Origin of the sequence: Flavobacterium arabinosi (genome assembly GCF_048158725.1) — a bacterium.
GTDB lineage: Bacteria > Bacteroidota > Bacteroidia > Flavobacteriales > Flavobacteriaceae > Flavobacterium > Flavobacterium arabinosi.
The window spans coordinates 967,014-980,591 of record NZ_JBLNKX010000001.1; the positions used below are offsets into that span (position 1 = coordinate 967,014).

Below are 13,578 nucleotides of genomic sequence, written 5' to 3' on the forward strand. Positions count from 1 at the left end.
AAAAGACATTTTGAAATCTGTAATAATCAGTAGTTTATGAGTGTTTTTTTTATGCATTTTGTAATATAAAATAGTTTTAACAAAGAATTCTTTTTTTGTTACATAAAATTAAATATTTTTTTTGGTTGACTTGAAATAAGTTCTACATTTGCATAGAAATTATTAAAAAACAGAGAATACAATGTCTAATAACCGTTTTTACTTTAGCAACACTTATTATTTCTTCTTTAGGAAGTAAGGGATTGTGCTATGGTTATTTGAAAAACAACAAACAAATAAAACTAATATACAATCCTGATGAAAATCAGGATTTTTTTTTGAATATGTATGAAATAAGCATAACAAAAAATTGATGGAACACCAATCATGATTTATGTAAATTTCATTTTCAAATAAAATAAATAATAACTTAGAATGAGAACTAAGATTGCAATACAAGGTATAAAAGGCTCTTTCCATCATCAGGTGGCGCAAGATTATTACTATCAGAATGTTGAAGTAGATGAGTGCTTGTCTTTTGAAGAATTGGTGGATAGTTTATTGTCTGGGAAATCAGACCAGGCAGTTATGGCTATAGAGAATTCTATTGCGGGACCTATTATTCCGAATTATGCCTTGATTGATAAAAATAATTTGCACATTATAGGAGAACATTATTTGGATATTCATCAAAATTTAATGGCGTTGAAAGGTCAAAAAATTGAAGATATTCAGGAAGTACATTCTCATCCAATGGCATTATTACAATGTATGGAATTTTTGAAAAAATATCCAAACATAAAATTAGTTGAAGATAAAGATACTGCTGAAACGGCCAGAAGAATACACCAAAATCAGTTGAAAGGGATTGCGGCAATTGCTAGTAAAACAGCTTCTGAAATGTATGAATTAGAGATTTTAGCTCCGGAAATTCAGACGATAAATAATAACATGACACGATTTGTTATTATTAAAAAGGAGAATTCATTTGTTGAAGAAAACGAAATAAACAGAGCTTCTATCAAATTTGAATTGGATCACAAACGCGGAAGTTTGGCGGCGGTTCTAAATGTAATGAGTGATTGTAAATTGAATTTGACCAAAATACAATCGTTACCAAAAATAGAAACGCCTTGGAAATATTCCTTTTTTGTGGATGTTACTTTCGAAAAATACGAAGATTATGCTAAGGCAAAAGCATTACTGACCATTATGGCAGAATACTTTAAAGTTTTAGGCGAATATAAAAATACAAAACCATGATTACTACAGCAAAACGTCTGGATATAATTGAAGAATACTATTTCTCCTCAAAACTGAGAGAAGTAAGACAATTGGCTTCTGAAGGGAAACCAATTATCAATATGGGAATCGGTAGTCCGGATTTACAACCTTCACAAGCAGTTGTTGATGCAGTAGTTCTAGCGATGCAAGAAGAAAGTGCCCATCAATACCAAAGTTATCAAGGGTTACCGGAATTGAGAAAAGGAATGGCTGATTTTTACCAGAACAACTTTCAAGTAGCGTTGAATCCAAATACTGAGATTTTGCCTTTGATGGGTTCGAAAGAAGGGATTATGCATATTTCACTCGCTTTTTTGAATGAAGGGGATCAGGTTTTAATTCCAAATCCAGGATATCCAACCTACACTTCGGTGACGAATTTAGTAGGGGCTGTACCCGTTTATTACGACTTAAAAGAAGTGAATAATTGGGAACCCGATTTTGAAGCTTTGGAAAAACTGGATTTATCGAAAGTGAAAATCATGTGGATTGGTTATCCGCACATGCCAACAGGAGCAAGAGGAAGTTTACAGTTATTTGAAAAATTGGTGGCTTTCGCCAAAAAACATCAGATCTTATTAGTCAATGACAATCCGTATAGTTTTGTTTTGAATGACAATCCGATGAGTTTGTTGCAAGTTGAAGGTGCAAAAGACGTGGCTCTAGAATTGAATTCTTTAAGCAAGACTTTTAACATGGCGGGCTGGAGAGTTGGAATGGTTTTAGGAAATGCAGCTTGTATTGATGCGGTACTAAAAGTAAAAAGCAACATGGATAGCGGAATGTTTTACGGGATTCAAAAAGGAGCAATTGAAGCTTTGAAAAGTGACAAGACTTGGTTTGAATCGATGAATGCGATTTATAGAAAACGCAGAATTCTAACTGAACAACTAGCGGAGAAATTAGGATGTAAAGTATATAAAGAAGGTGTTGGACTATTTGTTTGGGCAAAATTGCCTGACGGAATCACATCAGCGGAAAAATTTATTGATGAAATTTTATATGACAAATCTATTTTTATTACGCCGGGAACAATTTTTGGGAGTAATGGTGAAGGTTACATACGATTTGCCCTTTGTGTAAAAGAAGAAAAAGTACAAGAAGCAATTGATAGATTTTAATACATGAATATACACGTAATAGGAATAGGATTGATTGGCGGTTCGATGGTATTGGACATTAAAGCACTGTATCCGGAAGCCAAAATTTATGGAATTGACACTAACGAAAATCATTTGCAGGAAGCAATTGCTTTAGGTGTTGTTGATGCTGGTGCGACTTTTGATGATTTAAAGCAAGCAGATTTTGTAATTGTTTCTGTTCCTGTTGATGTTGCGTTGACAGTTTTGCCAAAAGTACTGGATGTAATAGGAGAAAATACAATTGTTTTTGAAGTGGGTTCTACTAAAACGCCTATTTGCGAAGCGGTTGCCAATCATCCTAAGAGAAGAAATTTTATAGCGACGCATCCTATTGCAGGAACGGAGTTTTCAGGACCTTCGGCAGCGATAAAAGGATTGTTTCAAGGGAAAACGAATATTATTTGTGAGGTGGAGAAAACGACTTTCAAATTACAGGAAAAAGCGTTGCAACTTTTTACTGCTATGGGAATGAGAATTCGTTATATGGATCCGAAATCGCATGACAAGCACATTGCTTATGTGTCACATTTATCGCATATCAGTGCATTTATGCTTGGGAAAACGGTAATCAATAAGGAGAAAGACGAACAGGATATTTTTGATATGGCCGGTTCTGGTTTTGAAAGTACGGTTCGTTTGGCCAAAAGTTCACCGGCAATGTGGACGCCTATTTTTAAACAAAATAGGAAACAAGTGGTAAAAACATTGGATGAATACATTTCTAATTTGTCAAAGTTTAAGGAATTATTAGAAAAGGAAGATTACGATGCGATTTATAATGAAATGGAAAGTGTGAATAAAATAAAAGAAATATTAAACGGAATACATGTAAAAAAGTAATCAGTATTTATCCCGAAATTATGGGAGCAGGTTACAGTTAAAGAGAACAACACAGAATAAAATAAAAAAAAGTAAAAATTAGAAAAGATGGAAAACAAGAAAGAAATGAGAAATTGGTTGAATGAATTCAATTTGACTCATCCATTTGTGATCGCAGGACCTTGTAGTGCTGAAACAGAAGAACAAGTATTGAAAATTGCACATGAATTGAAAGATTCAGATGTGAGTGTTTTTAGAGCAGGAATTTGGAAACCAAGAACGCGTCCGGGAGGATTTGAAGGTGTTGGAGAAATAGGATTGAAATGGTTGCAAAAAGCAAAAGCAGAAACAGGTTTACTAATGGGAACTGAAGTAGCAACTGCAGCGCATTGTAAATTAGCTTTGGAACATGATATTGATGTATTATGGGTTGGCGCTCGTACAACTGCAAATCCATTTGCGGTTCAAGAGATTGCTGATACATTAAAAGGTACTGATAAAATTGTATTGATTAAAAACCCTGTAAATCCTGACATGGCTTTATGGTTAGGTGGAGTTGAGCGTTTATATGCTGCCGGAATCAAGAATTTAGGAGTTATTCATAGAGGTTTTTCTACATACGAAAAAACAAAATACAGAAATATTCCAGAATGGCAGATTGCTATCGAATTGCAAAGTAAATTCCCTGATTTACCATTAATCATTGATCCATCACATATTACTGGAAACCGTGATATGATTCTTGAAGTGACTCAAGAAGCATTGGACTTGAATTATGACGGTATGATTATCGAAACGCATAATGATCCAGACAATGCTTGGAGTGATGCTGCGCAACAAGTAACGCCAGACGCTTTGAAACAAATTTTCAAAGATTTGAAAGTGAGAAAACATGACGATGCATCGGATGAATTTACCAATAAAATGACAAAATTGAGAGCTAATATCGATGTGTTGGATGCTAATTTATTGGAATTGTTAGGAAAACGTATGAAAGTTGCTGACGAAATTGGTCAAGTGAAAAAAGACGCTAACGTTGCAGTATTGCAAAACAATCGTTGGAATGAAATCCAAGAGAAAATGATTTTGGAAGGTGGGAAAAAAGGATTGACAGAAGAATTTATAGTTAAATTGTTCAAAAACATTCACCAAGAAAGTATTGGACATCAAGAAAAAATATTAAATTCTTAATTAGCTTAAGATTAATTATTTTTTATTTATTAAAAACCTACAAATTATTTGTAGGTTTTTTTGTAGTATTGTGTGAAATTTTAACAATCTAACTTTTAATTTTATGAAAAAACAATTACTACTTTTTTTTGCATTTTTTATGTTTTGCCTAACAGGCTATTCCCAATACAAAATTGAAAACATTGGAATTTCTTATGGAGAGGAAATCACGGAGGAAAAGGGGAAGATTATTAAAATTATTGGTGAAGCCAATAACAAGATTTACGCTTTAGGTTTGAAAGGAAAAAAAGACTATTTCTTGAAAATTTTTTCATCAAAGGAAATGAAGTTGTTATCTAATAAACCAATAGTTTTACCTGAAATAGATGATAAAGAGATAGGCTTTGAGGAAATAACAATTTTAAATAATAGAGTATATGTTATTGGAAGTGTTTATCAACGAAAAGAAAAAATTTTCAATCTAGTAGGAATTGAGTTTTCTGAAGATGGCGTTTTAAGTAATAAAATGGTGACCATGTTTGAATCTCAGGTGGCAAAAAGTTCAGACAGAGGTGGTTTCTATTTTAAACAATCTCCAGATGAAAATAAATTATTGGTTATGCATACCGCATTATTCGAAAAGGAAGATGCGATGAAATATGAAATTAAATTGTTTGATGATTCTTTAAATGTAAATTTTGCTACAGAAAACAAAGTGTCTTATGATGATTCCAAAAAAGATTACCAGTTTACAATTTCTGATTTTGAAGTAAATTTTAAAAACGATGTCTTTTTGATTGTTAATGAAGGATACAGAGACAACAAGAAGAAAGAAAAGATTGAAAAATTTGAACTTCATATTTTTAAAAATCAAAATAAATACAAGAAAGAGGTCGTAAATATTGATGTAAAGGACAAGGAGATCATCAATTGTAAAATGTTGTCAACCAATAAAAACACATTGCAAATAGTTGGATTTTATTCCAGTGTGAGAGAGAATGGTAAAGCGAATAAAGAGTTGAAAGGGGTGTATAATGCCACTATAAATTTGGCGACTAATGTAAATGACAACCTTAAATTCAATGAATTTGACTATGAAACCAAAGTTAAATTGCTTGGAGAGCGAAGAGCTAAAAAAGGGAAGGACGTTAAACCTTTATACGAAATTCATTCGATAATCGAAAAAAATGATGGTGGACTTATCGTTTTATCGGAATATAGAATGGTTATTGTGGGACAAACACAAGGTTTTGGACCACTAGGTTTTACTCCAATTACTTATGTTACCAACGAAATGATTGTAACTTGTCTAAAACCTGATGGATCCTTAGATTGGAGTAATGTGGTTGCAAAAGATCAATCGGCTGCGGTTACAGTATTGTCTTTAGGCTTTTTTGGGACTGGTGGAAACGGAAATTTTAATGTGAGTGCCAGCGTTTCTATTCCATTAACAGTTATGGGAAAAGGACCAGAGTATTTGAGTGGAATTCCAATTTATAAAGATGGGCAATTGAATATTATTTTTAACGATAATAAAAAGAATAAAGGGATTACTGATATTGAAGAAATTAAATCATTAGGGAATTATAATAACTCAGTGCCGACACTTTTTGTTTTTGATGATAAAGGGTTGATAACAAGGAAGGATCCGGAGGAAGCCATAAAAAATGAATTGGTTATGCGACCGGGAATTTTCTATAGAAAAAATGAAAAAGAATTTTTAATTTATGCTTCAAGAAAGTCTGAGGACAAATTAGGAAGAATGATTTTAAATTAAAGAAAAGCTGCCTGAATGAAGGCAGCTTTTTTTATTAAACTTAACTCCTATCAATAAACGGGATAAACTTTAAAATTTTATCTTTGCACTATGACAGGACTAGTATACAAATCTACAGGAAGTTGGTACACCGTAAAATCCGAACAAGGGGATTTTATCGAATGCCGTATGAAAGGGAAATTCCGAATTAAAGGAATCAAAAGTACCAATCCTATTGCTGTAGGTGATATTGTGGATTATGAACTCGAAGAAACATCAGATGTAGTTACAGGAACCATTCATAAAATTCATGACAGAAAGAATTATATCGTTCGGAAATCAGTGAATTTATCGCACCAGATGCATATTATAGCTTCGAATATCGATCGGGTTTTCTTGCTGGTTACCATAAATAATCCGCCAACGACGTTTAATTTTATTGACCGTTTTCTGGTTACTGCCGAAGCATACGGAATTGAAACGATATTGGTTTTTAATAAAATAGATACTTTTGACGATGCTACCCTCGATGAGCAATTGTATATGCAACATGTGTATCAAGAAATTGGATATAAATGTTTACGCGTTTCTTCTACTGAAATGAAAGGAATTGAGGAGTTGAAAGAAATGATGATTGGTAAAGTGAGTATGTTTTCGGGGCATTCTGGAGTAGGAAAATCAACTTTGGTAAATGCTATGGAACCTTCTTTACATTTAAAAACAAAAACGATTTCTGAAGCAAGTAAGCAAGGACAACATACAACAACTTTTGCAGAGATGTATAATTTATCATTTGATGCCAGAATCATCGATACGCCAGGTATCAAAGGTTTTGGAATTGTGGATATGGAAAAAGAAGAAGTGAGTGGTTATTTCCCGGAGTTTTTCAAATTAAAAGACCAGTGTAAATTTAATAATTGTTTGCACAAAGAGGAGCCGCATTGCGCCATTAAAGCAGCTTTGGAAAGAGATGAAATTGCGTGGTCCCGTTATAGAAGTTATCTTAAAATTCTTGAAGGTGACGATGAAAATTACCGTACAGATATTCATAATGAAGACCGAATAATTAGTGATAAAACAAGAGAATAATAGAGACGCAATTTATCGTGTCTATTTTTTATAGAATATAAAATAATGAAAGTTGTAATTCAAAGAGTCTCCTCAGCCTCTGTAACCATTGATGAAAAAGTTGTAGCCCATATCCAAAAAGGTTTATTGGTCTTAGTTGGAATTGAAGATAGCGACACACAAGAGGATAGTAATTGGTTAGTCGGTAAAATTACAAACCTTCGCATTTTTGGAGATGAAAATCAGGTTATGAATTTATCTGTTAGAGATATTGATGGTGATATAATTGTGGTAAGTCAGTTTACTCTTCATGCTTCCACTAAAAAAGGAAATCGTCCTTCCTATATTAAGGCTTCAAAACCAGAAATTGCCATTCCATTGTATGAAAATTTTGTAAAACGCCTAGAAATAGAGTTGGGGAAGAAAGTGCAGACAGGAGTTTTTGGTGCGGATATGAAAGTTCTGTTGTTAAATGATGGGCCAGTAACGATACAAATAGATAGTAAAAATAGAGAATAACATGAACCTAAAAAACTCCCAACTAGACGTTGACACTTGGATCAAAGAACATGGCGTTCGCTATTTCAATGAATTGACCAATATGGCGCAACTTACTGAAGAAGTAGGTGAAGTAGCCCGAATCATTGCTCGTCGTTACGGGGAGCAATCCGAAAAAGAAAGTGATAAAAACAAGGACCTTGGCGAAGAATTAGCCGATGTGGTTTTCGTAGTCTTATGTTTGGCAAACCAAACGGGAATTGATTTACAAGCTGCTTTCGACAAGAAAATGGATCTGAAATCCGTTCGCGATAAAGACCGTCACAAAAACAACGAGAAACTAAAATAATGTTATAAGTAGAGGTAAAGCTTTGGTGTATGCTTTTTTTAAAATAAATTTGCCAAAACGTACCAAACAATAAACCTAAGATGAATTTACTGTTACAAACTTCCCATTCAAATTTACAAGCTCAAATTGCAGTTACCGGCTCAAAAAGTGAAACCAACAGACTATTATTGTTACAAGCGTTGTTCCCCAATATTACTTTGGCCAATACTTCAAATTCTGATGATAGTGAAGTAATGCAAAAAGCATTGAAAGGAAACGAGGAAATAGTGGATATTCATCATGCGGGAACGGCAATGCGATTTCTAACGGCTTATTTTGCGGTAAATGAAGGTCGTGAAGTGGTATTGACTGGTTCGCAAAGAATGACAGAGCGTCCAATAAAAGTTTTGGTTGAAGCATTGCAACAATTGGGTGCGCAGATCTCTTATGAAAATGAAGTAGGTTATCCGCCTATTCGAATTAAAGGACAAAAAATTACTGCTTCTAAGGTAAATATTCCTGCAAATGTAAGCAGCCAATATATATCTGCATTATCATTAGTGGCGCCAAAACTAGAAAATGGGATTGAAATCACTTTAGTAGGAGAAATCACTTCGGTTCCTTATATCAAAATGACATTGGCTTTGTTAAATGATTTAGATATCAAAACCAGTTTTGAAGGAAATGTAATTACGGTTTATCCAAAACAAAAAGTGGAATCGAAAGTAATGACCGTAGAATCCGATTGGAGTTCTGCTTCTTACTTTTTTAGTTTGGCTGCTTTAGCGGAGAATGCTACTATTTCATTGACGAGTTATAAAGAAACTAGTTTGCAAGGTGATTCAGCTTTGGTTGAAATCTATAAGCAAATGGGGGTTGATACGCATTTTGAAGAAAATAAAATGACGCTCACCAAACAAGCTGGCTTTATTCCTCAAACTGTAAATTTTGAGCTCAACAATACGCCTGATATTGCACAAACCATAGTAGTTACTTGCCTTGGCTTGGGAATTGGTTGTCATCTTACCGGTCTTCACACATTGAAAATCAAAGAAACGGACAGACTGGAAGCGCTGCGAATTGAAATGACGAAACTCGGTGCTAATATATCAGTTACCAATGACAGCTTGACACTTGTCGCTTCAAACGCAATTAATCATAATGTGCCAATTGCTACTTATAACGATCACAGAATGGCGATGGCATTTGCGCCATTAGCTTTAAAAGTACCAATAATCATCGAAAATGCAGAAGTAGTTTCAAAATCGTATCCTGATTTTTGGAATGATTTAAAAACTTTAGGCTTCGAAATTTCAGAAAAATAAGAGTTGTAAACACTAGTGAATCAGCCGCTTTTGAAAATAAAAGGCAAAACACTTGACAACGCCTATCTCACAATCGTATATTTGCAAACGATTTAGAATTTTGCTGTCCTGAGCGATGTTGATGGACCTAATTTATAAGTCATAACTCATAAATTTTTTAAATGAAATTATCACATTTTCAATTCGATTTGCCAAAAGAACTTCTTGCCGAATATCCAGCTGAAAACAGGGACGAATCACGTCTAATGGTTATTGATCGTAAGAAGCAAACTATAGAACATAAAATGTTCAAAGATGTTATCGATTATTTTGATGACGGAGATGTTTTAATTCTGAATAATACCAAAGTTTTTCCAGCGCGTTTGTATGGAAACAAGGAAAAAACAGGAGCAAGAATCGAAGTTTTTTTACTTAGAGAATTAAACTCGGAGCAAAGACTTTGGGATGTTTTAGTTGATCCAGCGCGTAAAATCAGAATTGGAAATAAATTATACTTTGGAGATGACGACTCATTAGTTGCCGAAGTTATCGACAATACCACTTCTCGTGGTAGAACATTGCGTTTCCTTTACGACGGTTCTTATGAAGAATTCAGAAATAAATTAACGGAACTTGGCGAAACTCCAATCCCAAAATACATTTCAAGAGATGTAACTCCAGAAGATGCGGAACGTTACCAAACTATTTATGCTAAAGAAGAAGGAGCTGTTGCGGCACCAACTGCAGGATTGCACTTCTCGAAACATTTGTTGAAAAAACTGGAAATTAAAGGGATAAAATTTGCCGAAGTTACGCTTCACGTAGGTTTGGGAACTTTCAATCCAGTTGAGGTTGAAGATTTATCAAAACACAAAATGGATTCTGAGGAATTAAAAATCACTCAAGAAGCCTGTGATATTGTTAACGATGCCAAAGTGAAAAAGAAACGTATTTGTGCAGTAGGAACTACTTCTATGCGTGCCGTCGAAAGTTCAGTTTCATCGCAAAGTACCCTTAATCCTTTTGATGGTTGGACAAATAAATTTGTATTTCCTCCTCACGATTTCAGTATCGCGACGTGTATGATTACGAATTTTCACACACCAAAATCTACTTTATTAATGATGGTTTCAGCATTTTGCGGACATGATTTAATGAAAAGAGCCTATGCAGAAGCAATCAAGGAAGGATACAAATTCTATTCTTACGGTGATGCCATGTTGATCATTTAATCTGAATTCATTTCAGATTCTAAATAATAAAATCTCGTCAGCAATGGCGAGATTTTTTTTTGGGTGTGTCCCGCTGAAAAAGCGGGTCGGGCTGTACGCTGTATCTTTATTTTCTTAAAGAAAGAAAATAAAGGATGCCGCTGCTATCCCTCACACAAAATAATTTGAGTATAATTCATGGTTTGTATCCCTAATTCACCTGATAAACCAATTTCACAGTAATATTAGCCGTTTTGTTTTTGGACTGCGTATTAAAAGATCCGCCATAGGAAAAATCTTCCGAGGAATTTTGACCTGTTATTTGGAAAACACCCATATCCGATTTTTTTAAATTCCCCAGATTTGCATCCGCATTTTCGGCGATACTTTTAGCTCTAATACTTGCGTCTTTTGTGGCTTCGGCAATCATTTTTATTTTCAACTCCGCTAATTTTGTGTAATAATATTCAGGAGGATTGGAGTAAAATTCCACTCCCGAATTGATTAATTCGCTTGATTGTCTTGATATTTCTTCAATTTTGTTCACTTCCTTAGATTGGATACTCACGCTTTGAGTCAATGTGAAGCCGGTAAAAATTTGTTGTTTTGTTGTTCCATTTTCATTAAAAACAGTTTGGAAATCTTTATTAAAATTCACTGCTGAAAATACCATTTCAGTTGGAGCAATTCCTTTGCTTGACAAATAGCTTTTGATTTTTTCTCTGTCGGCATCCAGCGACGCATAAGCTTCTTTCAAAGTGGTGCTTTTTTTAGAGAAAGAACCGCTCCACACAATTAAATCCGAAACAAAATCTTTCTTCCCTAAACCAGTCACACTGATAGTATCATTGTTCTTATTTCGATTCTGAAAAGCATTCGAAAATAAATAAGCTGAAATCACAACTGCCATCGAAATAATAATAACGTTCAAATTGTTTTTAAGCATAGCTAAGATTTTTATATTCAATCAAATATAATTAAATAACGGGCTGGTTTTTAATTCCGTATACTAGATGTAAAATATTTTTCTTTCGTTAAACACTTCTTTTTTAACTATTGACTTTTAGCCAATCGGCTAAAAGTCGTTTATCTATCAGTCTTTTTTTATTACTTTTACCAAACAAAACACAAATAATGACTTTCGAAAATACCCTTGAATTTGCAAAACAACTTGATTCACAAGATCAGTTAAATAAATACCAAGATGAATTTATTTTTCCGCAAGTAAATGGAAAAAAAGTAATTTATTTTACAGGAAATTCACTGGGATTACAGCCTAAACGCACCAAAGCATACATAGATGAGGTGATGAATGACTGGGGAAACCTTGCCGTTGAGGGGCATTTCTATGCTCAAAAACCTTGGTGGGATTACCAAGAGCGATTTGCGAATCCGTTAAGTAAAATTGTAGGCGCCTTGCCAAGTGAAGTAACTGTGATGAATACGTTAACGGTCAACCTTCATTTGCTGATGGTTTCCTTTTACCGACCTACTACAACCAGATATAAAATCATTTGCGAGGAAAAAGCGTTTCCTTCAGATCAATATATGTTTCAAAGTCAAGTCCATTTTCATGGATATAAACCAGAAGATGCAATTGTTGAGATCAAGCGTCGCGAGGGGGAACACAATATTCGCTTAGAAGACGTTTTGTCGAAAATTGAAGAAGTAGGTGAGGAATTGGCTTTGGTTTTAATTGGCGGTGTGAATTATTACACGGGGCAAGTTTTTGACATGAAAACAATAACTGCCGCAGGTCATAAAGCAGGAGCTTATGTAGGTTGGGATTTAGCTCATGCTGCAGGAAATATAAAACTGGAATTGCACGATTGGGATGTGGATTTTGCCGCTTGGTGCAGTTATAAGTATATGAATTCAGGACCTGGAAATGCTTCAGGATGTTTTATTCATGAAAAACACCACAATAATTCGGAGTTGCCAAGATTCGCCGGTTGGTGGGGGCACAATAAAGAACGTCGTTTCAAGATGGAGCAAACTTTTGATCCTATCCATGGTGCCGATGGTTGGCAAATTAGTAATTTACCAGTACTTTCTTTGGCGCCCTATTTGGCATCAGTTGAAATGTTTGATGAAATAGGAATGGACGCTTTAATCCAAAAAAGAGATAAAATCACTTCTTATTTAGAATTTATCCTGCGCGAAATAGATAAAGAAGTCGATAGTAGTTTTGAAATTATAACACCTTCAAATCCATCAGAGAGGGCTTCGCAATTATCAGTGTTACTTCATGGAGAAGGACGCAGTTTGTTTGATTATCTTATGAAAAATGGAGTGATGACAGATTGGCGGGAACCTAATGTTATTCGTTTGGCTCCAGTTCCATTGTATAGTTCTTTTGAGGATATGTATAGATTTGGTCAGCTATTAAAAGCTGGAATACTTGGTTAAGTATTCCTAAAATTATATAAGAAATAGTATGAATTTTATAAGTTTTATTTGAATTTATAAACGTTACTTTGAACAATTATAAATTATAAAATTTAAAATCATGAAAAATATATATATTATAGTACTGTCTCTGGTTATTGTATCTTGTCAAAATCAAGGGAAAATGGAAATCCAAAAAGCGAAACAGGTTAGTATTGATTCAATGAAACAAGTAAGCGCTGATTCCATGACTGCGGAATTTGAGAAGCAAAAAGTCGTAGATTCAATGCAAATTGAAATGGCTAAAGTTGAAGAAGCCAAGATAGTAACCCAAAAAGAAGTTGTTGTAGTCAATCATCAAGCAGCAGCTAACACAACCACTACAACCACTACAAAAAAGAAAGGTTGGAGCGGAGCTGCAAAAGGAGCCGTTATTGGAGCTGGAGTTGGGGCCGTTACAGGTGCAATTATCAGCAAGAAAAAAGGTCAAGGTGCAATAATTGGTGGTTTGGCAGGAGCAGGAGTTGGAGCTGGTACAGGTGCTATTATTGACGGAAGCAAAAAATAATAGACAAATTGTTTATAAAAAAGAGTGTTTAAGTTCTAATGGAATTTAAACACTTTTTTTTTG

The 13,578-nt window shown here is 34.3% G+C and carries 13 protein-coding genes; 12 read left to right on the forward strand and 1 reads right to left on the reverse strand.

Annotation, left to right across the window (positions count from 1 at the left end):
* Positions 1-414 precede the first annotated feature (414 nt).
* The 10 genes from ACM55K_RS03980 to queA all read left to right on the forward strand — a co-directional run bounded on the left by ACM55K_RS03980 (position 415) and on the right by queA (position 10,580).
* Positions 415-1,242: a prephenate dehydratase gene (locus tag ACM55K_RS03980; RefSeq protein ID WP_416848938.1), complete on the forward strand. Its 828-nt coding sequence runs from the start codon at positions 415-417 to the stop codon at positions 1,240-1,242.
* Positions 1,239-2,384 (forward strand): aminotransferase class I/II-fold pyridoxal phosphate-dependent enzyme, encoded by a 1,146-nt coding sequence (locus ACM55K_RS03985; RefSeq protein WP_416848939.1) that lies wholly within the window; start codon positions 1,239-1,241, stop codon positions 2,382-2,384. The genes ACM55K_RS03980 and ACM55K_RS03985 overlap by 4 nt, the downstream gene beginning before the upstream one ends.
* A 3-nt stretch (positions 2,385-2,387) precedes the next feature.
* Entirely contained in the window at positions 2,388-3,245 is an 858-nt protein-coding gene (locus ACM55K_RS03990; RefSeq protein WP_416848940.1) for a prephenate dehydrogenase, read from the forward strand.
* An 87-nt stretch (positions 3,246-3,332) separates the two neighbouring features.
* Complete coding sequence (locus tag ACM55K_RS03995; protein ID WP_416848941.1) at positions 3,333-4,415, forward strand: chorismate mutase; 1,083 nt, start codon at positions 3,333-3,335, stop codon at positions 4,413-4,415.
* Positions 4,416-4,518: 103 nt separating this feature from the next.
* Entirely contained in the window at positions 4,519-6,171 is a 1,653-nt protein-coding gene (locus ACM55K_RS04000; RefSeq protein WP_416848942.1) for a hypothetical protein, read from the forward strand.
* Positions 6,172-6,261: 90 nt separating this feature from the next.
* Positions 6,262-7,239, forward strand: a complete 978-nt coding sequence (gene rsgA / locus ACM55K_RS04005) for a ribosome small subunit-dependent GTPase A (RefSeq protein ID WP_416848943.1) — start codon at positions 6,262-6,264, stop codon at positions 7,237-7,239.
* A 45-nt stretch (positions 7,240-7,284) separates the two neighbouring features.
* Positions 7,285-7,737: a D-aminoacyl-tRNA deacylase gene (gene dtd, locus ACM55K_RS04010; RefSeq protein WP_416848944.1), complete on the forward strand. Its 453-nt coding sequence runs from the start codon at positions 7,285-7,287 to the stop codon at positions 7,735-7,737.
* Position 7,738: 1 nt separating this feature from the next.
* Positions 7,739-8,065, forward strand: a complete 327-nt coding sequence (locus ACM55K_RS04015; protein WP_039110839.1) for a nucleotide pyrophosphohydrolase — start codon at positions 7,739-7,741, stop codon at positions 8,063-8,065.
* An 80-nt stretch (positions 8,066-8,145) separates the two neighbouring features.
* Positions 8,146-9,369, forward strand: a complete 1,224-nt coding sequence (aroA, locus tag ACM55K_RS04020; RefSeq protein WP_416848945.1) for a 3-phosphoshikimate 1-carboxyvinyltransferase — start codon at positions 8,146-8,148, stop codon at positions 9,367-9,369.
* Positions 9,370-9,530: 161 nt separating this feature from the next.
* Positions 9,531-10,580: a tRNA preQ1(34) S-adenosylmethionine ribosyltransferase-isomerase QueA gene (gene queA, locus ACM55K_RS04025; protein ID WP_416837137.1), complete on the forward strand. Its 1,050-nt coding sequence runs from the start codon at positions 9,531-9,533 to the stop codon at positions 10,578-10,580.
* A gap of 190 nt (positions 10,581-10,770) precedes the next feature.
* On the opposite strand, the gene ACM55K_RS04030 is transcribed toward queA, so the two are convergent.
* Positions 10,771-11,505: an SIMPL domain-containing protein gene (locus tag ACM55K_RS04030; protein WP_416848946.1), complete on the reverse strand. Its 735-nt coding sequence runs from the start codon at positions 11,503-11,505 to the stop codon at positions 10,771-10,773.
* A gap of 188 nt (positions 11,506-11,693) precedes the next feature.
* On the opposite strand from ACM55K_RS04030, the gene kynU reads away from it, so the two are divergent.
* Positions 11,694-12,968 (forward strand): kynureninase, encoded by a 1,275-nt coding sequence (gene kynU / locus ACM55K_RS04035; RefSeq protein ID WP_416848947.1) that lies wholly within the window; start codon positions 11,694-11,696, stop codon positions 12,966-12,968.
* Positions 12,969-13,068: 100 nt separating this feature from the next.
* A complete protein-coding gene (locus tag ACM55K_RS04040; RefSeq protein ID WP_416848948.1) occupies positions 13,069-13,515 on the forward strand; it encodes a glycine zipper family protein in 447 nt (148 codons plus the stop codon).
* Positions 13,516-13,578 lie beyond the last annotated feature (63 nt).